Raw genomic sequence first — 20,608 nt, 5'->3', positions numbered from 1 at the left:
GTTTGCGCGATCTCAGCGCCGGCTACGGGGACCGCGAAGTCCTCAGAGGCGTTTCCGGCTCGGTCGAACCGGGGTTGGTGACGGCTCTGATCGGCCCCAACGGCAGCGGCAAAAGCACGCTGCTCAAAACGCTGGGCGGTTTTTTGCCCTATCGGGGCAGCCTCGCGCTCGGCGGGCGCGAGATCCGGCGCTGTCCTCGCCGCGAGCTCGGCCGCCTGCTCGGCGTCGTCGCCCAGCAGGCGGTCATGAAAGCGGCTTTCAGCGTCTACGACGTGATCGGTTTCGGCCGTCTGCCGTACCAGCGTCTGCTGGCTCGGCGCTCGCCCGCGGACGACCGTGCCATTCAGGCGGCAGCCGAGCGTCTGGAAATCGCGTCGCTGCTCTTCCGCCCCGTCACCGAACTGTCGGGCGGCGAGCGGCAGCGCGTGCTCCTCGCCATGGTACTGGCCCAGGATCCGCCCATCTTTTTGCTCGACGAACCGACTTCGGCCATGGATCCCCGCCAGGCCCAGCATGCCTTCCGCCTCATGCGCGGGCTTGCCGCCGGCGGGAAAACTGTGATCGTCGTCGCCCACGACATCAACGCCGCGCTGTCCTGCGCCGACCGTTATCTCGCTCTCCGCGGCGGCGAACTGATCGCCGCCGGGCGCGCGGATCGCATCGACGGCGGCGTGCTGGAAAAACTTTACGACACGCCGTTCGTCCCCTACATTTCGCCCGAAGGTGATAAAGCATGGCATCCTTCTTCAAAAAAACGCTGATCATTTTTCTGATGGCGTTCGTTTGGGCCGCGCCGGCGACGGCTTACGAGCGCATCGTTTCGCTCTATTCGGGGCACACCGACAACATTATCGCCCTGGGCGGCGAGGGAAGGTTGATCGCGCTGTCGAAAAACGACGAACCATCGCGCCTCACCGATCTGCCGCGCTTCGCCCTCAACGTCGGCGCCGAGGCGCTGCTGGCGCTCAAGCCGGATCTCGTGCTGACGCGTACGCTGGTGGAAAAGCAAAATCCCGAACTGCGCGGCGTGCTCGAACGCGCCGGAGTTCCCGTCATGCGCGTCGATCCGCCCTCGTGGGACTCTTTCACCGCCTACCTGCGGGCGCTGGCGCCGCTGATCGGCGTTGCTCCGCAGGCGGCGGAAGCCCAGTTCGCGCAAGCCTGCGATGAAATCCGGCAGGCAGCGGCGGCGCGACGAGGCGGCCGCCCCGCGCCGTCGGTCTTCGTCGAAGCCACGGCCAAGGAACTGCACACCTGTTCCCCCGATTCGTGGGCGGCGCATCTGATCGAACTGGCCGGAGGCGCGAACGCCGCCGCGGAAGCCGAACCGATCCGCCGCGGCAGCGCCGTCGCTCCCTGGGGAGTAGAGCGCGTCATGAAGCTGCTCGCCGGGGGACTGGACGTCTACCTCGTCCAGCACGGGCCGATGAACCGCGCCTCGCTCGACGAAGTCAAAGCCCGCCCGTGGGCGGCGGCGCTCGCTTCCGTCAAGCTCGCGCAGATCCCCGAGTACTGGCTGAGCCGTCCCTCGCTGCTTGGGCTCAAAACGGGCGGGGCGGAATTGATCCGCATTTTTTACGGAGAGTGATCCCATGAAATTTATCGTTGCCGGCGTCGGTCCCGGCGATCCCGATCTCGTCACCGCCGGCGCGCTGAAACTGATCGAGCGGGCCGACCTGGTGCTCAGCCCCCATTCTCATGCGGAACGGGCCAGCGTGGCCGAACAGGCCGTACGACCGCATCTGCCCGATCTGAAAACGACGCCGGTGTTGTTTCCGATGACCGGCGACGCGACATCCCGCGACGCGGCGCTGAAAGCGCAGCTGGAAGAGCTGCGCCCTCTCTGGCAAAACGCCGAGACGGTCGTGTTGCCCGTGATCGGCGACTCTACGCTCTACGCCACGGGTTTCTACCTTTACGAGCTGTGGAAGCAGATCGTCCCCGAACTGGAACTCGAGCTGACGCCCGGCATCTCGGCGCACTGCCTGGCCGCGGCGAAGTCCGGCTCGTTCCTCGCCATGGGGAGCGAGATCCTCGCCATCGTCCCCGCCACGGCGTCGCGCGAACGGATCGCCGCTGCGCTGAAAGCGGCCGACGCCGCCGCGGTCTACAAGCCCTGCGCGCTGCGTGGACAGCTCCGCTCGACGGTGGAAGAAGCCGGCCCGTGGAACAAGATTTTGCGTATCGACCGCGCCGGTCTGCCCGACCAAAAGATCTTCACGGACGCCGCGGCCCTGGGCCCCGCCGAGGAATACCTTTCGATCCTGCTGCTGTGGCGCTGACCATGGACTGGGCGCGTCTGCTCCGCGGCGAACTGCGGCTGACGATCGACATTCTCGCCGGTTTTCTGATCGGCGCGCTGATCGTCCGCACGGGGCTGGCGGACAAAGCGCTGCGGCGCGCCCTGCCCTGGCTGAAACGATGGGGCATCGGCGCTACGCTCGGCGCGGCGCTGACCGTCAGCATCGGCTCGTCGAAAGCCGGCGCCGCCGTGGTAGCTTCGGCGCTGGACAGCGGGCGCATTTCGCCGCGCACGGCCAAATGGGGCACGCTGCTGCTGGCTTTTCCGGCCTACGCGCGCCGCTGGGTCGCGACGATGGTTTTGTCGTGCAGTCTGGCCGGCTGGGCGGGCGCGTTCTTCGCGCTGACGCTGCTGTTCCGCTCGGCGGCGAAATTCGCGCTCGAGCTTTTCATTCTCAACCGCGGCGAACACGACGACCGGCCTCTGGAAGAAACGGCGGCGGGCGGCGAAACGGCGCGGAGATTCGGCTTCAAGCTGCTGAAAACGCTGCCGCTGGCGTGGTTCTTCTACGCGCTCGCCGTGCTCGTCGTGCCATGGGCGGAAAAATATCTACAGCTCTGGCTGCGCGGCAGCGCCTTTTTCCCCCTGCCCGCCATGGCGGTGGCGGCGGCGTCTTTCGCCCACGTTTCCGCGGCGCTGGCGCTGGCCGGGGGCAGTCTGGCCGCGGGCGAGCTGTCGACCGCGCAGGCGGTTTTCGCGCTGCTTTTCGGCAACAGCCTGAGCCTGATCACGCGGCTCGTGCGCACCAACGCCGGCTATTACTTCGGCTTTTTCCCGCGCGCCGTCGCCCAGTCCATGCTGCTGTGGAACGTCGCCGCGTCGGCCGCGCTCAGCCTGCTGACGCTGGCGCTGGCGGCGCTGCCGCTGTGTCTGTGAAACGAAATTTTGCCTTAGAAGAGGTGAACGCTGTGAGACCGGAAGAGATCGAACAGGCGAGCATGAGAACGATCGTCGCCGAAATGGAACCGTGGCAAGGACCGGAGGAGAACCTGCCCGTGGTCATGCGCGTCATCCATACGACCGCCGATTTCGAGTTCCAGAAGAACCTGCGCTTCACGCCGAACGTGGTCGGGCGCGCCCGCGAAGCGCTCCGCGCCGGGACGACCATTGTCACCGATACGATGATGGCCGCCGCCGGCGTCAACAAAAAAGCCTGCCAGACGCTGGGCGTGCAGGTCGTCTGCCGCATGTCGGACGCCGCCGTCCGCGAAGAAGCCGCGTCGCGCGGCGTCACCCGCGCCGTGGTGAGCATGGAGGCGGCCGTGCGCGAGACGCCGCAGGCCATCTTCGCCATCGGCAACGCGCCGACGGCGCTGATCCGCCTCTGCGAGCTGATCGACGCGGGCGAGGCCCGTCCGGCGTTGGTCGTCGGCGTGCCCGTCGGTTTCGTCAACGTGATCGAGTCCAAGGAACGCCTGGCGCGCACCGCCGTGCCCTCGATCGCCGCCATGGGACGCAAGGGCGGCTCCGCCGTCGCCTCGGCGGTCCTCAACGCGCTGCTCTATGGAATTACACGATAGCCGTGGCCTGCGCGAAGGTTTCACCACCGGCAGCTGCGCCGCCGCGGCCGCGCAGGCTTCGGCGCTGCGCCTGACGACGGGGCGGTGCCCCGCGCAGGTGCGCATCGTCACGCCCGCCGGCAAGGAACTCACGCTCGACATCGTCGAGTACGCCTTTCCGGCCTGCGGCGTCGTCAAGGATGCCGGCGACGACCCCGACGCCACCGACGGCATGACGGTGATCTCGTCGGTGGAACTGGGCGACGGCGACGGCCCCGTCTCCTTCAGGGCCGGCCCGGGCGTGGGCACAGTGACGCTGCCGGGGCTGAAAATCCCCGTCGGCGAAGCGGCCGTCAATCCCGTGCCGCGCCAAATGATCGAAGAGGCGCTGCGCGCCGTCATCGGCCCGCGCCGCGCCTGCGTCACCGTCTCCATCCCCGGAGGCGAAGAAAAGGCCGCGCACACGTTCAACCCCCGTCTCGGCATCGCCGGCGGTTTGTCGGTGCTGGGCACCACAGGCATCGTCAAGCCGTACAACGTCGAGTCGGTCTACGCTTCGTTCTTGCTGGAACTGAGCACGTTCGCTTCGTCGGGGCTGAAGTGCGTCGGCCTGTGCTTCGGCAACAGCGGCGAAAAGGCCATGCGGCACGTATGGAACATCGGCGGGCGCGTCATCATGCACACGGGCAACTACATCGGCTTTGTGCTCGACGAGGCGCTGCGGCTCAAGTTCGAACGCGCGCTGATCTGCGGCCACCCCGGTAAGCTGCTCAAGGTTGCCGCGGGAACGTTCGACACCTACAACCGCACCGGCGACGGCCGCCGCGAAGCCCTCTGCACGCAGGCCGCTCTGGCCGGAGCGGGACGCGAGATCGTCAGGAAACTTTACGAGAGCACTACGACCGAGGTCGCCATGCAGATCGTCCGCGAAGAAAAGCTCGACTTCCTTTGGACGACGCTGGCCGAGGTGACGGCAAAGCGCTGCCGCGAGCGGATGTTCGGCGACCTCGCCGTGGAAGCCGCTTTTATCGACAATCAGGGCCGACTGCTGGGCGCGAGCGCCGGCGCGGCGGCCTTCGCGGAGGAACTCGCCCATGCGCAATAAACTTTTCGTCGTCGGCGTCGGCCCGGGCGGCGCCGATCAACTGACGTCCGCCGCGCGCGAAACGATCCGGCGCGCCGGGTGTGTGGTCGCCGCGCCGCGCCATCGCGCGCTGGCGGGCGGCCATCCCAACGTCATCGCCCTCGGCAAATTCGAGGAGACGTTTGCCGCCGTCGACGCCGCGCTCGACCGAAATTCCGTGGCCGTGCTCGTCTCCGGCGACGCGGGCGTGTTCAGTTTACTGCCGCTGCTCAAAAAACGCTTCCCCGGCGACGACCTCGAAGTGATCCCCGGCGTCAGTTCGCTGCAAAGCCTGTGCGCCGCCGCACGCGAAACGTGGATCGACGCCGTTGTCCTCTCCGGGCACGGGCGCGATCTCGGCGAGGCGAAGGTCCTCGACGCCGCCGACCAGAACAGAAAGACGATCTTCTTCTGCGGGCCGCAGTGGAACCCGCGCCGCCTCTGCCGCCTGCTTGCCGACTGGGACATGGACCACCTGCGTCTCACCGTCGGCGAGCGGCTCAGCTACGGCGACCAGCGCCTCAGCCGCGGTTCTCCCGCGGAACTGGCGGCGCGGGAATACGACGATCTGTCGTTGGTTCTGATCGAAAATCCTTCGCCGTGGAGCGCGCCGCAGGCGCGCCCGCGAGACGACGATTTTCTCCGCGCGGACGTGCCGATGACGCGCGAGACCGTGCGCTCGGCGATCCTCGACGAGCTGCGTCTGCGCCGCGATTCGACGCTCTGGGATCTGGGCGCGGGCACTGGCTCGGTGACGGTCGCGGCGGCGCTGTTCTGCGCAGACGGTCGGGTCTGCGCCGTGGAGAAAAATCCCGCAGCCGCGGCGCTGATCGCCCGCAACGTCAGAAAGTTCCACCGGCACAACGTCGCGCTGTACGAGGGCGACAACGCCGCCGTGCTGCCGTCGCTGCCGCGCCCCACGCACGTCTTCGTCGGCGGCAGCGGCCCGGAACTGCCGGAGCTGCTGCGCGCCGTCGCCGCGCTCGGCGAAGGGATCCGTGTCGTCGTCTCGGCGGTAGCCTTCAAAACCTACGCGGCCGCGGCCGAGAACCTCGCCGGAGCCGGCTTCCATGATTTCGACGCCGTACAGGTGGCAGTCGGCCGCGCCAAAAAGATCGGCGGCACGCTCATCATGGCCGCGCAGAACCCCGTCACCATCTTTTCGGCGTTCACCGCCGGCATACAGAAAGAAGGACGATAACATGATCCACTTTGTCGGCGCCGGCCCCGGCGCGCCCGACCTGATCACGCTGCGCGGCGCGAAACTGCTGGCGCGGGCGGGCATGGTGATCTACGCCGGTTCGCTGGTCAATCCCGAACTGCTGAACGGCACGCCCGCAGGCTGCGAGATCTACAACAGCGCTTCGATGACGCTGGACGAGGTGATAGAGAAAATGGCCGACGCCGACCGCCGCGGCCTTGAAGTGGTACGGCTGCACACCGGCGACCCGTCGATCTACGGCGCGATCCGCGAGCAGATCGACCGGCTCAAAGCGTTGGGCGTCGCCTACGACATCACGCCCGGCGTCAGTTCGTTCTGCGCCGCCGCGGCCGCCGTGGAGGCGGAATACACGTTGCCGTCCGTCAGCCAGACGCTGATCATCACGCGCATGGAGGGGCGCACGCCGGTACCTCCCGGCGAGAAGCTGGCGTCGCTGGCCTCTCACGGCGCTTCGATGGCGCTGTTCCTTTCCTCCGGTCTGCTGGAAGAGACCTGCGCGGCGCTGATGCGGGGCGGTTACGCGCCCGACACGCCCGCGGCCGTGGTCTACAAGGCGTCGTGGCCCGAACAGAAGGTGCTGCGCGGCGACGTTTCGACCATCGCGGCCATGGCGGCGGAAGCGGGCGTCCGCAGCACGGCGCTGATCCTCGTGGGTGGATTCCTCGGCGAGGACTACGAGCTGTCGAAGCTCTACGACGCCTCGTTCTCGCACGGCTTCCGCAAGGCCAGCCGATGACGTCCCTTCACGCCGTCGCCTTCACGCGCGACGGGACGGAACTGGCCCGGCTGATCGCCGCCCGTCTCGGCGGGCGGGCCTGGGCCCCGCCCCGCTACGCCGGCGGAGACGTCTCGCCTCTGACGGGCTCGATCGCCGTCTGGACGCGCGAACGTTTTTCCTCCAGCGACGCGCTGGTATTCGTCTCGGCCTGCGGCATCGCTGTGCGCGCCGTCGCTCCGTGCCTGAAGGACAAGACGCGCGACCCCGCGGTCGTCTGTCTCGACGATCGGGGACGGAACGTGATCTCGCTGCTTTCGGGGCATCTCGGCGGCGCCAACGAGCTGGCGCGCCGCGTCGCGGCGCTGACGGGCGGCCGTCCGATAATCACCACGGCGACCGACGTCCATAAGGTCGAAGCCGTGGACGCGTGGGCGAAAGAACACGACTGCGCCATCGAAAACATCGGCACGGTCAAAAGCGTTTCCGCGGCCGCGCTCGACGGCGAAAAAATCGGCGTCGCCGTCACCGAAATGGAACAGCCCGCGCCCTGGCCGGTGACGCTGTGGCTGCGGCCGCGCAACCTTGCGCTCGGCGTCGGCTGCAAGCGCGGTACGACGAGCGCGGCTCTGCGCGCGGCGCTGGACGATTTTTTAAGCGGCGCGGGAGTCTCGAAATTGTCGCTTTGCGCGTTGGCTTCCATCGACCTGAAAAAGAACGAACCCTGCTTGGCGGATTTGGCGCGCGAGCTGGGCGTTCCCTTTCTCACGTTCCCGGCCGCGGAACTCGCCGCCGTGCCGGGGCAGTTCTCTCATTCGCAAAAAGTCCTCGACGTCACGGGCGTGGGCAACGTCTGCGAACGGGCGGCCGTTCTGGCTTCGGGGCTCGGCGTTTTGCTGCGCGGCAAAGCGCGCTATCCCGGCGTCACTTTCGCGCTGGCGCGGCGAAAATTTTTCGATCACACGGAGAAGGCGGACCCATCCATGAAGAACGTTTCTGATACGGAGGCGCAAGCATGATCTACGTCGTCGGCCTCGGCCCCGGAGGCGAAGACCAGCTGACGCCGCGCGCGCTCGCGGCGCTGGAACAATGCGACGTCATCGTCGGCTACAAAACGTACGTCGACCTGATCGCGCCCCGTTTCGAGGGACGCAAGGAACTGGTCGTCTCGCCCATGAAGGGCGAAGTGCAGCGCTGCGAAGACGCGCTGCGCCGTTCGCTGGCGGGGAGCACGGTAGGCGTCGTTTCCAGCGGCGACCCCGGCGTGTACGGCATGGCGGGCATTATGCTCGAAGTGGCGGCGGGACGCGACGAGGTGACCGTCGTGCCCGGCGTCACGGCGGCCTGCGCCGCCGCGGCCGTGCTCGGCGCGCCGCTGACGCACGACTTCGCCGTCGTCAGCCTCAGCGACCTGCTCACGCCGTGGAAGCTGATCGCGCGCCGCCTCGAAGCGGCCGCGGCCGGCGATTTCGTGATCTGCCTTTACAACCCCATGAGCCGCGGGCGTCCCGACAATCTGCGTCTGGCCTGCGAAACGCTGCTGAAGACGAAAAGCGCCGACACGACGGCTGGCTGGGTGCGCAGCGCCGGGCGCGACGGCGAAGAGGCGCATCTGACCACGCTGGGGGCACTCGCCGACGAGAAGCTCGACATGTTCTGCACGGCCATCGTCGGCAGCAGCGCCACGAAATTCCTCGACGGCCGCCTCGTCACGCCGCGCGGCTATCAGCGGCCATGAACGGGCGGCTGCTGGTCTTCGGCGGCACGACCGAGGCGCGCGAACTGCTGCGCCGCGGCGTGCCGGCCGTTTGCTGCGTGGCCACCGCTTACGGCGCCAAGCTGCTTGAAGGGCTCGAAAACGTGCGCGTGCTCACGGGCCGTCTCGACGAAACGGCCATGGAAGATCTGTTCCGTGCCGAGAAGGTCACCCACGTGATCGACGCCACGCACCCTTACGCGCTGGAAGTGACGAAGAACGTGCGCCGCGCCTGCGAACGCACGGGCGTGAAGCTGCTGCGCGTGGCGCGCGCCAGAACGCCGCTGTTCGGCGACGTGACCGCGGTCGCCACGCCGGAAGAGGCGGCGGCGCTGCTGGACGGCGGCGGCGAGAAAGTCCTGCTCACGGTGGGCAGCAAAGAGCTGCCGGCCTTCGCGGGCGTAAGCCGCGCAAAGGAGCGTCTTTTCGCCCGCGTGCTGCCCACGTCGGACGTGATCGCCCAATGCGAGGCACTGGGCTACGACGCTGGGCACCTGATCGCCATGCAGGGAGCGTTCAGCGCCGCCATGAACGAGCAAATGCTCGCGGCCACCGGCGCGACGGTGATCGTCACCAAGGACGGCGGCGCGTCCGGCGGCATGGAGGAAAAGCTGCGCGCGGCGCAGAACCGCGGCGCGCGCGTCATTCTTATCGGCCGCGGTGACGAAGAAGGGGCGACTGTCGACGAAGCGATGCTGTGGCTGCGGCGCGAGATGAAACTCGAATGTCCGCCGCTGTTTCCGATGCTGCTGCCGCTCGAGGGCAAGAAAGCCCTGCTGATCGGCGGCGGCCCCGTCGCCCTGCGGCGCGCGCAAACGCTGAAAAGCTGCGGCGCCGACGTGCGCGCCGTCGCCGTCGCGTTCTGCGAAGGATGGGACGGTTTCGACACCGCCGCGCGCGAATGGCGCGAGAGCGACCTCGACGGCGCGGTCCTGGCCGTGGCCGCCACCGACAATCGCGAACAGAACCGCCTGATCGCCGCCGCGGCGAAAAAACGCGGCGTCCCCGTCAGCATCGCCGACAACGCCGCCGAGGGCACTTTTTACTTTCCCGCGCTGATTCATTGCGGCGCGGCCGCCGTATCGGCGTCGAGCGGCGGACTCGATCCGGCTCTGACGCGCCGCCTGGCCGACCGCCTCAGAGAGATCTGGCCCGGGATCGTCGCCGAAGAACTCCATAGGAAAGAAGAAAACCGCCGATGAAAATCCTTCGTTTTGGCAGCCGCAAGAGCGATCTGGCGCTGGCGCAGACGCGCCTTGTCATGGATGCCGTCGGGCGCGCCCATCCCGAATACCGTCTCGAACTCGTGCCCATCGCCACCAGCGGCGACGTGAACATGAAACCGTTCTCGGAAGCGTCGGACGCGTTCGGCATCAAGGGACTTTTCACGCGGGAACTGGAAGAGGCCCTGCTCAACGGCCGCATCGACGTGGCCGTCCACAGCCTCAAGGACCTGCCCGCCGCGCAGGACGAACGGCTGCCGTTGCTCGCCTGCTTCCGTCGCGGCGATCCCCGCGACGCGCTCGTGCTGCCCGACGGAGTCTCGGCCATGAACGGCGCTGTGATCGGCTGCTCGTCGGCGCGACGCCGCCTGCAGGCGCTCGATCTGTTTGCCGGCGCCGAGGTGCGTCCGGTGCGCGGCAACGTCGGCACGCGCCTGCGCAAGCTCGACGAAGGCCAGTTCTCGGCGCTGATCCTCGCGGCCGCGGGACTGGCGCGCCTCGGCTTGAACGCGCGCGTCAGCCGTTACTTTTCGGTCGACGAGATCGTCCCCGCGCCGGGACAGGGAATCCTCGCCTGTCAAGGACGCGCCGGCGACAAAAACGAAGACTGGCTCGACGCCGTTTTCGACCCCGACGCGACGGACTGCGCCCGCGCCGAACGAGTCTTCTCGGCGGCGCTCGGCGGCGGCTGCGCGTCGCCCGTCGGCGCGTGCGCGCAGCTTCGCGGCGGCGAGATGAAGCTGACGGGCTTTTTCGCCGACGAAAGTCGCGGCCTGAAACTTCGCGCGTCGTTGACGGGACGCCGCGAAGAAGCGCAGCGGCTCGGCGAAATGCTGGCCGAAAAAATTCTCGGAAAGACGAGGTGATCTCATGTCCGTCGGCAAAGTCTGGCTCGTCGGCGCCGGTCCGGGCGATCCCGGGCTGCTCACCTGCCGCGGCCGCGAAGTTCTGGAGCGCGCCGAAGTCGTGATCTTCGACCGCCTCGTCGGCGACGGCGTGCTGGCGCTCATGCCCCGCACCGCGCGCTGTATCGACGTGGGCAAGGAGGGCGGCCGCCACCCCGTGCCGCAGCGCGAGATCGAGGCTCTGATCGTGCGCGAAGCGCTGAATGGACATAACGTCGTGCGCCTCAAAGGCGGCGATCCGTTTTTGTTCGGCCGCGGCGGCGAGGAGATCGAAGCGCTGCTGGCGCACGACATCCTCTACGAGGTCGTGCCCGGCGTCGCTTCGGCGATCGCCGCGCCGGAGTGCGCCGGCATCCCCGTCACGCACCGCGGCCTCGCCAACTCGCTGCACATCGTCACCGCCCACACCAAGGAGGGCGGCATCGCCGCGCAGGATTACGACGCGCTGGCGCGGCTGAACGGCACGCTCGTGTTTCTGATGGGCGCGGCCGCTATTGCGGAGATCTGTTCGCAGCTGCTGGCGCGCGGTTTCGCCGCCGACACGCCGACGGCGGCCGTCGAATCGGGCACGACCGCCCGCCAGCGCGCGCTCGTCGGGACTCTGGGCGATTTCGAACGCAAAGCCCGCGACTTCGGGCTGCGCGCGCCGGCCGTCATCCTTGTCGGCCCCGCGGCCGCTCTGGCGTCGCGGTTCGCCTGGCGGCAGAAACTGCCGTTGTGGGGCAAAAAAGTGCTCGTCACGCGCCCGGCCAACCGTCAGGGACGGTTGTCGCGGATGCTCCGCGACCTCGGCGCCGAAGTGGTGGAATTTCCCTGCATCGCCGCCGCGCCGCTGGAGACGAAACTGCCGCCGCTGGACGGCTACGACTGGGTCGGTTTCACCAGCGCCACCGGCGCGGAATGCTTCTTCGCGCGTCTGGCCGCGGAAGGGCGCGACGTGCGCGAACTGGGAGCGGCCAAAATCGCCGCCATCGGCCCCGCCACAGCCGCGGCGCTGCGCGAGCGCGGGCTCCGCCCCGATCTGGTCCCCGCCGTTTACGACGGCGTCCATCTGGCCGAAGAACTGGCCGGCCGAGGCGGCTCCGCGCTGCTGTTCCGCGCGCTCGACGGCTCGCCCGAGCTGACCGAGACGCTGCGCGCCCGCGGCGTCGATTTCAGCGAAGTGCCCCTCTACCGAACCGAAACGCTCGCGGCTCCGTTTCAGCCCGTAAATGTCGACGCCGTGTTGTTCACCAGCGCCTCCACCGTGCGCGGCTTCAAAAAAGCCTGCCCCGAACTGGAAGCGCCGCTGGCCTGCTGCATCGGCGCGCAGACCGCGCGCGAAGCCGAACGGCTGGGGCTGAAAAACATCCGCGTCGCCGCCCGCGCGACGCTGGAAGACCTTATCAATACTTTGAAAGAAGATGGCAGATCATGATCGTCAGACCGAGAAGACTGCGCCAGACCCCGGCGCTCCGCAACCTCGTCGCGGAAACGCGCCTCAGCGCCGATATGTTCATCTACCCCGTGTTCATCCGCGAAGGCCGCGGCATCGTCGAAGACATCCCCTCGCTGCCCGGGCAGAAACGTTACAGCCCCGACACCTTCCCGCTCGTCCTCGAAGAGATGGCGCGCTGCGGCGTCAAAGCCGTGCTGCTCTTCGGCCTGCCCGAGCGCAAGGACGAGACCGGCTCCGGCGCGTGGGACGAGAACGGCGTCATCCAGCAGGCGCTGCGCGTCGGCAAAAAAGCTTTTCCCGAGATCACCTTCATCGGCGACGTGTGCATGTGCGAATATACCTCGCACGGCCACTGCGGCATCCTTCACGGCGAAAAGGTGGACAACGACGAGACGCTCGAGTACCTGACGCGCATCGCCGTTTCCCAGGCCGCGGCGGGGGCCGACGTCGTCGCTCCCTCCGACATGATGGACGGCCACGTCGCCGCCCTGCGCGCCGGACTGGACGCCGCCGGCATGAAGGACAAGATCATCTTCTCTTACGCCGTCAAATACGCCTCGGCGTTCTACGGCCCCTTCCGCGACGCCGCCGGCTCCGCGCCGGCCTTCGGCGACCGCCGGGGCTACCAGATGGATCCGCGCAACGCGCGCGAGGGACTCAAGGAAGCAGAACTCGACATCGAAGAAGGCGCCGACATGATCATGGTCAAACCCGGCCTGCTCTACCTGGACGTGCTGCGCGCCGTCAAAGAGATCAGCCCCGTGCCCGTCGGTTCCTACTGCGTCAGCGGCGAGTACGCCATGATCAAGGCCGCGGCCGCCAAAGGCTGGCTCGACGAATCGCGCGCCGTCGCCGAAGCGGCGTACAGCCTGGCGCGCGCCGGAGCCGACGTGATCGTCACCTACTCGGCCCTCGACCTGGCCCGCTGGCTCAAAGAAGGGCGCGTTACCTTCTAGGAATGCCGGAAATTTTTGAACGACAGCCGCCGCGGAGAAGCGGCGACGCGGAGATTGAAATGGGAAAGGTACTTTCCCCTCATGTCTCTCTTCTGCTTTTCTTCGAGCCTTTGTGCCTCCGTGGGAGATCTTGTTTTACGGTGCGTTTGCTATAGCGACAGCATAGGCCGGAGCGGGAGCGCTTCGGCGAAAGGAAGTGAACGACCATGAGCGCGCTGAAAAAGCTCCCCCGTCTCGTCATCGCCGCCACTCAGAGCGGCTGCGGCAAAACAACGCTCACCTGCGGCATCCTCGCCGCCCTGAAAAAGCGCGGCCTGGCCGTGCAGGCCTGCAAGATCGGCCCCGATTACATCGACCCCGGCTATCTGGCCCAGGCCAGCGGACGCCCCGCGCATAATCTCGACACCTGGCTGATGGACGAGGCGGCGATGGAGCGCCTGTTCGCAGAAAACTCTTCGCAAGCCGATCTCGCCGTCGTCGAAGGAGTGATGGGGCTGTACGACGGCGGGCGCGGCGGCGTCAGCAGCACTGCGGAGATCGCCAAAAAGCTACGCGCCCCCGTGGCGCTGGTGATCGACTGCAAGTCGATGGGCGACAGCGCCGCGGCGTTGGCGCTGGGATTTCGCGAATACGACCGCGGCGTAGACTTTTGCGGCGTGATCCTCAACCGTCTCGGCTCGGACGCGCACCGCGACATGATCGCGGCAGCCATGGACCGCTTCGGTATTCCCGTGCTGGGCGCTCTGAAACGCGACGAACGGTTCGCCGTCTCGGAACGGCACCTCGGCCTGCTGCCCGCGGAAGAAAGCGGGGAACATGACTTCGACGCGCTGGTCGAGTGCGTGGAACGTTCCGTCGATCTCGAGACGCTGCTGAGGATCGCCGCGGAAGCGCCGGCGCTGGAATTTTCTCCCCGTCCCGTCCCGCCCGCGGCGGATCGCCGGGCCGTGATCGGCGTGGCGCGCGACAAGGCCTTTTCGTTCTATTATCCGGAAAGCCTCGCCGAACTGGAGCACGCCGGCGCGCGGCTCGTCTTCTTCAGCCCGCTCGACGACAAGGAGCCTCCCGACGCGGACGGCCTGATCTTCGGCGGCGGCTTCCCGGAGATGTTCGCCGCACGTCTCGCCGCCAACGACGCGATGAAAAGCGAACTTGCCGCGGCGGCCCGCGCCGGCATGCCCATCTACGCCGAATGCGGCGGCTACATGTACCTGACGCGCTCGCTGACCGATTTCGAAGGGCGCGCATTCGCCATGGCCGGCCTGATCCCCGCCGCGTGCCGCATGAACTCCAAGCTGCAGACCGTCGGCTACGTCGAGGCCACAGCTCTGCGCGACACCGTACTCTGTCCCGCCGGAACCGTCGTGCGCGGCCACGAGTTCCATTTTTCCTCGGTGCAGCCCGACGAGGGGACGGAAGCGAGCGCCGCCTGGCGTTTCGTCAAAAAGCGTACCGGTGCGGCGTATGCCGCCGGTTACGCGAGTGCGAACGTGCTGGCCTCGTATCTCCACCTGCACTTCGCCGGCAGCCCGCAGCTCGCCCGCAATTTTGTGGACGCCTGTGAACGCTTCGCCCGCTCCCGATAAAAAATCCAGCCTGAACGGCTGTTCCGATCGGAAAAGCCGTTCAGGCTGGATTTTTTTATTCAAAAAGAATCAATACCGCAGCGAGTAGACGGGATGGTACAGGCGCTCGTCGCGGAGGATCTTGCTCTGCTCGGCCAGCGCGTTCATCGCGTCGTCGCCCATGTCGATGGAGAGACGCGAGGTGAGGATGTGGATCAAAAACAACGGTCCGATCAGGCTGCTGCCGAAGGTGGGGCTGTTGTCGCTGACGAAGAACGACAGGTCGGCGTCGCTGCAGATCGGCGCGGCGGGACTGTCGGTGATGGTGACGATTTTGGCGCCGTTGCGCCGGCCCCGCTGCAGCGCCTCGGTGAGCAGCACCGAATAGCTGGGCAGGTCGAAGGCGATGATCAGGTCGCTTTTGCGGACGCTGCGGGCCTGCTCGATCAGCGTCAGGCAGCCGGAACCGGGGTACATCTGATGGGCGCGCAGCCCCAACTCGCGCAGGCGGCTGTGCAGGCATTCGGCCATCATGCCGGAGATGCTCCAGCCGGCGCAGTAAATGCCCTCGGCCGATTTGACGAGTTCGCAGAACGCGCGCACGTCTTCGACGCGCAGGCGGTTCCACGTGTCTTCGAGATTGGCGTGTTCCATCTGGCGGATGCGCTCCGACAGATCGCCCTCTTCGCTCATGGCGCGGGCCAGCATCGCCGCGGGATTAACCTGTTCGAGCACCGATTCCTTGAGCGCGCTCTTGAGGTCGGCGTAGCCGGTGAAGCCGAGGATGCGCGCCACGCGCACGAGCTGCGCCTTGGAGACGTTCAGCTGCTCGGCCACGTCGCCGATGGAGACGAAGGCCGCCTCGCGCATGTGAGTGAGAAGGTATTCGACGACGCGGCGCGCCTTGGAGGGCATCGAGTCCAGATTGCTGCGCAGAAGTTCCTGCAATTTATTCGCTTCCAATGGATAACACCTCTTTCATCGCTAATAAACAAAAGTACATTAATATTTTACAAAAAGCGACGCCGCCCGTCAACGGCGAAAATCCGCCGATCGATCAAATGGAGATTGTCCTTTCCCGGCCAAGCGTCGCAATCGCCCCAGACGCCGCGAAAAAGGGGAGCACCGAAAAAATTCCGGCGTTCCCCTTTTTCGCTCGATGGATCAGCCAAGGATGGCGGCCAACAGTTCAAGCACACGAAGCGCGGCGTTCAAAGCGGAGCTTTTCCCGGCCGCGCCGCCGTCTTCGGGCGACTTCTCCGGAGCGCCGGCGGGCTGTTCCGCCTTGGCTTTTTCCTGTTCAAGCCAGCGCTCATAGATGGCCTTGATCTCGGCGGCATACTTTTTCGATCCGGCGACCGTGTAATATTCGCAGTTCGCCGCCGTGGTGTAGGTATATCCTTTCATGCCGGGGTTCATCGGCGCCAGCGCGATGATCGCGCCGCCGGCGTGGTCGCGCTCGCCGGGGACGGGACGGTAGACGATCATGACGAGATGGTCGTCTTCACGGGTCGATTTGACCTTTTCAGCGACTTTAGGATGCATTACTTCATGAGAAGCGTTCAGCAGGTCGAAAATCGTCCAATCCTTGCCCGCGAAGGTGATCAGGAAATCGCCCGGCTGCAGCCCCGCGCCGATCGCCTGCCCGCCGGGCGTCAGCTTGATGACGCGGGTCAGGCAGACGCCATCGGCGGGCGCTTTCTTTTGCCGTTTCAGATAATTCTCCAGCGGGATGGGGCGGAACGGCAGCGTGTTGGTGTCGGCGCTGCCGATCGTGGCGTTGTTGCCGGCGCGGTATTCGGTGCGGCCCCCGAGCGGCACGGCGTAGCCGATGACGCTGCCGTTCGCGCTCTTGTAAGTGTGGCGTCCGCCCAGCTCTTCCACGCGGGCGATAGGGGCGTTGCGGGCGTCGCGATATTCCCAGTAGTTGCCCACTTTGCGCACGGTGCCGAGCGTGGCGTTGTTCGGCGCGGTGTAGGTCAGCACGCCGCCCATCGTCTTCGCGTAGCCGACGACTTTGCCGCCCACGCGGTATTCGACGCCGTTGCCGAACGTACGCCCCGTGTACCTGACGCCGCCGACGGTGACGTCGATGTTATAGGCGAAACCCGCGGCGGCGGACGACGCCAGCGCGAAAGCGCAGAGGAACGGAAATATCTTTTTCATAAAATGGCCTCCTCAGTTTGATCTTTTTCCCACGGAAAATCACTTGCCGAACTCTTCGCTCTCCCCGTCGCCCTCGCCCCACTCGCGCATCAGCACGGCCCAGGCGAACTGGTCGGCCTGATATTCGTAGGCGTTCATGTTGGCGTTGGTCTGCGACCAGAAGTAGCAGCCGCGGCTGTCGTGCAGCAGATGGTGGATCTCGTGGAACAGGGCGAAGCCCTGCCAGAAGCGGGGCAGGCGGCTGTTGAGGTGGATGCGGCAGCGGCGCAGCTCGCGATTGGTGTAGGTGAAACCCCACATGTCGGGGCTCATCGGCACGCGCGCCGTCTCGACCTCGAGAGAAACGCGCTCTTCCAGCTTGGCCAGCGCGTCGAACTCGTCCAATCCCTGCCACTCCGCCGCCTCTTTCAGGATCGACGGCTCGATGTACCGGGGCGGCGGCGGAAAAACGAAATCCTCCTCCGCGCTAATCTCTCGCTCTTCTCGATCTGCCACGCTTCGGCTCGCCTTCCCAATCCGACAGAGCGGCGTCGATCAGCCGGTGGACCATGTGCACGTCCTTTTCGGAGAGCTTGTGGCTGCGGTACCAGATTTCCATCGGCTTGGGACCGGCGAAGAGCTCTTCCAGCTGCAGACGACCGCCGGTGTCGCGAGGAAATTCCTCGAGAAGGTCCGAGGTCTCCACGCCGAGCCTGTCGGCAAGACGGTGGAGCAGTTTCATCGAAGGACTGCGGCGGTTGCTCTCGAGCGCCTGAATGTAAATCCTGCTGACTTCCGTCGCGTCGGCGAGCTGCTGCTGCGTCATCTTGAGCGCCTTGCGAAGCGTGCGGATCCGAAGACCTAGAGTCATCAAAAAGACCTCCCTGTTGATTAGTGTACACGTACTATACTACAATAAATTTCTGTTGACAAGTACCCCAAACGGCGAATTTCATGTATAATGTCCCTGACACTTCATTCTTTTTATTTATAGACTTTGACGGCAAGGGAGCTGATTGCATGGATTTCAAGGAGTTGGAGACGTTCGTTTCCATCGTGGAAAAGGGAAGCATATCCGCCGCTGCCGCTGCTCTGGGAGTCTCGCAGCCGGCGGTGAGCAAACGCGTGGCCCGCATCGAAGCGGAAATGGGCGCTTCCATGTTCGCCAACGGCCATAAACATTCTACGCTCACGTCGGAAGGCGCGGTGCTCTACAAAGCGGCGCTGAAGATGCTGGATACCCGCAAGAAAGCGCGGATCCAGATCGCCGAGATCTCTCAGGAACTTTACGGCACGGTGCGCATCAGCGCCAGTTCCATCCCCGGCGATTTCATTTTGCCGGAGATCCTCGTGGAGTTCATGGAAAAACATCCCGGCGTGAGCGTACAGGTCACGCAAGGCGATTCGCAGTCGGCGCTCGAGGATCTTTCCGACAAAAAGGCCGATCTTGCCGTGATCGGCTCCGACCGGAGCCTGCCGGGTTTCACCAGCCTGCCCTTTTATCACGACGAGCTGGTGCTGATCGTCAACCACAATCATCCTCTCGCCGCGAGAAAATACATCCCCATGGAAGAAATCGGCGGGCTCAAGCTCGTCGGACGCACCTCCGGCTCGGGCAGCCGGCAGACGTGGGAGCGCATCTACAAGAGCCGCACGGGCACTTTCAAAGAGCCGGAGCTGCAGTTCGGTCACACCATGGGCGTGGTCAACGCCGTCGCTAACGGTGCCGAAGCGGGCATCGTCTCGCGTTTCGCCGCCCAAACCTCGCCGGCCGTCGCCGTGCTGACCTTCAAACCGGCAGTGTATCGCGCTTTTCATCTCGTCTACGGCCTGTGCGAGACCAAAGCCGTGGAAGTGTTGATCTCTTTCCTGATCCAGAAAGCCGAACAACAGCAGTTGAGTCAGCCGCAGTAGAAGAGCGAAAGACTTGCGGCGATCCCCGGCGTCGCCGCCCGTTTGTCCTCAATGAGAACAAGGGGTATCGTGAAGAAGCCGAGAAGACAAGGGCAGACCCGAGCGATAAAACATTGGACGATCTCCGAAGAAGCATTGTGGAGAAGATCGATAAAGCGAGCTGCGCAGACCACTCTATACGGTCTGCGCAGCTCGCTTTGTGAATCTCTCCCGCAGCGCCCTCGCGTTCGACTTTTTAATAAGAAATAGTATCACTCGTTGTAATTCGCCGCGCGGTGGACGGCGAAGACGCGGCGCCCGCGCAGGGAGACGTTGAGCTTCTTTTCCAGCTTGCGCGCGATGCGCACGAAAGGCGTGCCGATCAGCAGATAGATGACCGCGACGATGAACCCCGTGCCGAAGTAGTCGTAGTTGACCGTGGCCAGCTGCCCGTAGGTGCGAGTCAAGTCGACGAGCGTGATGATGGAAACCAGCGAGGAGTCCTTGAGCAGGGCGATGAAGTCGTTGGTCATCGGTAGCAGGGAAACGCGGATCGCCTGGGGCAGGATCACGTGGCGCAACGCTTCTCGTTTGGTCATGCCGAGCGCCAGCGCGCCTTCCATCTGGGCGCGCGGCACCGCTTCCAGCCCGGCGCGGTAGTTCTCCGACTCGTAGGCGGCGTAGTTCAGCCCCAGCGCCAGCGTTCCGGCCACGAAGGGCGAGAGCTGCACGCCGACGTTGGGCAGTCCGTAGAAGATGAAAAACAGCTGGATCATCACCGGCGTTCCACGGATAAATTCCGTGTAACAAGTGGCGAACGCTCGCAGCGGCAGCGGGCCGAAGAGGCGGCAGACGGCGATGAAGAGGCCGACGGCCAGCGCCAAAGCCATCGAAGCGATGGAAACCTCCAGCGTCACGACGGCGGCGCGGCCGAACGACGGCAAAAAGCCGACGTAGCGTTTGATCCGCTCCGGCCAGCTGCGCGCGCCGCGCTGGATGTCCGCCCAATGCTCGTACATGACGGGTCTCTCGAGCGCCGGACGGTCGTCGTTGAAGTATTCCGCCATGAGCGGGTTCCAAAGGTTCCAGCGGTCGTAGATGCGGCGCAGCGTGCCGTCGTCGCGCAGCGTCACGATCGCCTCGTTGACGCGCTTTAAAAACGCCTCTTCTCCCTTGCGGATCGTCATGGCGTATTCCATGCGGCCGATCGGTTCGCCCACAAACTCGAACATGGGATTGAATTGCGAATAATAGATCGACATGGGGGCGTCCATGACGACGGCGTCAAGGCGGCCGTTCTGCATGTCCTGGTACGCCGTGGCTTCATTTTCGTAGCTGCGGATGTCGGCGATGCCGGCCTTGGCCAGCGTCTCGTAGGCATAAGAGCCGCGCAGCGTACCGATCGTGTGGCCGCGCGCGTTTTCGAGGTTGCTGACGCCGGCGGGATTGCCCTTGGGGACGACCATCTGCAGGTAGGTGACGTAGTAGGGAATGGAAAAGTTGATCATCTCCTGCCGCTCCGGCGTCACCTCGATGCCGTTGATGGCGATGTCGTAAAGACCGCGCTGCATGCCGGGGATGAGGATGTCCCAGACGTTCTGCACGAACTGGGGTTTCAATCCCATTTCAGCCGCCAGCGCCTCGGCGATTTCGGTTTCGAAGCCCGTCAGTTTTTCGGGCTCGGAAGGGTCGTACAGGATAAAGGGCACTCCGCCCTCGGAGTTGCCGCCCCATCTCAACACTGTGTCGGGCATGAACTCGGCGGCGAAAGAGCATGAAGCGGAAAGCAGCGTCGCGAACACGATGACGCCTATCTTCGGCTTGATTCTCATGAAGTAGTATCAACCTCGCATTCTGGAAGATGGC

The 20,608-nt window shown here is 65.6% G+C and carries 21 protein-coding genes; 16 read left to right on the top strand and 5 right to left on the bottom strand.

Features of this window, described 5'->3' with window-relative positions:
• Positions 1–2: 2 nt before the first annotated feature.
• The 15 genes from B0D78_RS07120 (at position 3) to B0D78_RS07050 (ending at position 14,725) form a co-directional block, all read left to right on the top strand.
• Positions 3–761, top strand: a complete 759-nt coding sequence (locus B0D78_RS07120) for an ABC transporter ATP-binding protein (RefSeq protein ID WP_240496138.1) — start codon at positions 3–5, stop codon at positions 759–761.
• A gap of 11 nt (positions 762–772) precedes the next feature.
• Positions 773–1,588 (top strand): ABC transporter substrate-binding protein, encoded by an 816-nt coding sequence (locus B0D78_RS07115; protein ID WP_168170046.1) that lies wholly within the window; start codon positions 773–775, stop codon positions 1,586–1,588.
• A gap of 4 nt (positions 1,589–1,592) precedes the next feature.
• A complete protein-coding gene (locus B0D78_RS07110; protein ID WP_078016285.1) occupies positions 1,593–2,282 on the top strand; it encodes a precorrin-2 C(20)-methyltransferase in 690 nt (229 codons plus the stop codon).
• Positions 2,273–3,178, top strand: a complete 906-nt coding sequence (locus B0D78_RS07105) for a hypothetical protein (RefSeq protein WP_240496137.1) — start codon at positions 2,273–2,275, stop codon at positions 3,176–3,178. Before B0D78_RS07110 ends, B0D78_RS07105 begins: the two co-directional genes overlap by 10 nt.
• Before the next feature lie 23 nt (positions 3,179–3,201).
• Positions 3,202–3,822 (top strand): precorrin-8X methylmutase, encoded by a 621-nt coding sequence (locus tag B0D78_RS07100; protein WP_240496136.1) that lies wholly within the window; start codon positions 3,202–3,204, stop codon positions 3,820–3,822.
• On the top strand, positions 3,806–4,906 hold the full coding sequence (cbiD, locus tag B0D78_RS07095; protein WP_078016283.1) for a cobalt-precorrin-5B (C(1))-methyltransferase CbiD: 1,101 nt from the start codon (positions 3,806–3,808) through the stop codon (positions 4,904–4,906). Before B0D78_RS07100 ends, cbiD begins: the two co-directional genes overlap by 17 nt.
• Positions 4,896–6,125, top strand: a complete 1,230-nt coding sequence (cbiE, locus tag B0D78_RS07090) for a precorrin-6y C5,15-methyltransferase (decarboxylating) subunit CbiE (protein ID WP_078016282.1) — start codon at positions 4,896–4,898, stop codon at positions 6,123–6,125. The genes cbiD and cbiE overlap by 11 nt, the downstream gene beginning before the upstream one ends.
• Position 6,126: 1 nt before the next feature.
• Entirely contained in the window at positions 6,127–6,882 is a 756-nt protein-coding gene (gene cobM / locus B0D78_RS07085; protein ID WP_078016281.1) for a precorrin-4 C(11)-methyltransferase, read from the top strand.
• A complete protein-coding gene (locus B0D78_RS07080; RefSeq protein ID WP_078016280.1) occupies positions 6,879–7,880 on the top strand; it encodes a cobalt-precorrin 5A hydrolase in 1,002 nt (333 codons plus the stop codon). The genes cobM and B0D78_RS07080 overlap by 4 nt, the downstream gene beginning before the upstream one ends.
• On the top strand, positions 7,877–8,599 hold the full coding sequence (gene cobJ / locus B0D78_RS07075; protein WP_078016279.1) for a precorrin-3B C(17)-methyltransferase: 723 nt from the start codon (positions 7,877–7,879) through the stop codon (positions 8,597–8,599). The genes B0D78_RS07080 and cobJ overlap by 4 nt, the downstream gene beginning before the upstream one ends.
• Positions 8,596–9,819 carry a precorrin-6A reductase gene (cobK, locus tag B0D78_RS07070; RefSeq protein WP_078016278.1) on the top strand — a complete coding sequence of 408 codons (1,224 nt, stop codon included), beginning with the start codon at positions 8,596–8,598 and terminating at the stop codon, positions 9,817–9,819. The genes cobJ and cobK overlap by 4 nt, the downstream gene beginning before the upstream one ends.
• Positions 9,816–10,706 carry a hydroxymethylbilane synthase gene (gene hemC / locus B0D78_RS07065; RefSeq protein WP_078016277.1) on the top strand — a complete coding sequence of 297 codons (891 nt, stop codon included), beginning with the start codon at positions 9,816–9,818 and terminating at the stop codon, positions 10,704–10,706. The genes cobK and hemC overlap by 4 nt, the downstream gene beginning before the upstream one ends.
• Positions 10,707–10,710: 4 nt before the next feature.
• Positions 10,711–12,162, top strand: coding sequence for a uroporphyrinogen-III C-methyltransferase (cobA, locus tag B0D78_RS07060; protein WP_078016276.1), 1,452 nt, complete (start codon positions 10,711–10,713; stop codon positions 12,160–12,162).
• Positions 12,159–13,139, top strand: a complete 981-nt coding sequence (gene hemB / locus B0D78_RS07055; RefSeq protein WP_078016275.1) for a porphobilinogen synthase — start codon at positions 12,159–12,161, stop codon at positions 13,137–13,139. Before cobA ends, hemB begins: the two co-directional genes overlap by 4 nt.
• Positions 13,140–13,345: 206 nt before the next feature.
• Complete coding sequence (locus tag B0D78_RS07050; RefSeq protein WP_078016274.1) at positions 13,346–14,725, top strand: cobyrinate a,c-diamide synthase; 1,380 nt, start codon at positions 13,346–13,348, stop codon at positions 14,723–14,725.
• A 69-nt stretch (positions 14,726–14,794) separates the two neighbouring features.
• Here B0D78_RS07050 and B0D78_RS07045 read toward each other — a convergent pair whose 3' ends face one another.
• The 4 genes from B0D78_RS07045 to B0D78_RS07030 form a co-directional block, all read right to left on the bottom strand.
• The gene (locus B0D78_RS07045) at positions 14,795–15,667 is read right to left on the bottom strand and encodes a MurR/RpiR family transcriptional regulator (protein WP_078016273.1); all 873 of its coding nucleotides are present in this window, start codon (positions 15,665–15,667) and stop codon (positions 14,795–14,797) included.
• Between the two features lie 201 nt (positions 15,668–15,868).
• The gene (locus tag B0D78_RS07040; protein ID WP_078016272.1) at positions 15,869–16,870 is read right to left on the bottom strand and encodes a PDZ domain-containing protein; all 1,002 of its coding nucleotides are present in this window, start codon (positions 16,868–16,870) and stop codon (positions 15,869–15,871) included.
• A gap of 39 nt (positions 16,871–16,909) precedes the next feature.
• Complete coding sequence (locus B0D78_RS07035; protein WP_078016271.1) at positions 16,910–17,365, bottom strand: ImmA/IrrE family metallo-endopeptidase; 456 nt, start codon at positions 17,363–17,365, stop codon at positions 16,910–16,912.
• On the bottom strand, positions 17,337–17,720 hold the full coding sequence (locus tag B0D78_RS07030) for a helix-turn-helix domain-containing protein (protein WP_078016270.1): 384 nt from the start codon (positions 17,718–17,720) through the stop codon (positions 17,337–17,339). Before B0D78_RS07030 ends, B0D78_RS07035 begins: the two co-directional genes overlap by 29 nt.
• Positions 17,721–17,869: 149 nt before the next feature.
• Here B0D78_RS07030 and B0D78_RS07025 point away from each other — a divergent pair, with 149 nt between their 5' ends.
• Positions 17,870–18,763, top strand: a complete 894-nt coding sequence (locus B0D78_RS07025; RefSeq protein WP_078016269.1) for a LysR family transcriptional regulator — start codon at positions 17,870–17,872, stop codon at positions 18,761–18,763.
• Between the two features lie 251 nt (positions 18,764–19,014).
• On the opposite strand, the gene B0D78_RS07020 is transcribed toward B0D78_RS07025, so the two are convergent.
• Positions 19,015–20,574: an ABC transporter substrate-binding protein/permease gene (locus tag B0D78_RS07020; RefSeq protein ID WP_078016268.1), complete on the bottom strand. Its 1,560-nt coding sequence runs from the start codon at positions 20,572–20,574 to the stop codon at positions 19,015–19,017.
• Between the last annotated feature and the right edge of the window lie 34 nt (positions 20,575–20,608).

Origin of the sequence: Pyramidobacter sp. C12-8 (assembly GCF_002007215.1) — a bacterium.
Classification (GTDB): domain Bacteria; phylum Synergistota; class Synergistia; order Synergistales; family Dethiosulfovibrionaceae; genus Pyramidobacter.
The sequence above is the reverse complement of the archived record's forward strand: the minus strand, read 5'-3'. Positions and strand labels throughout refer to the sequence as shown.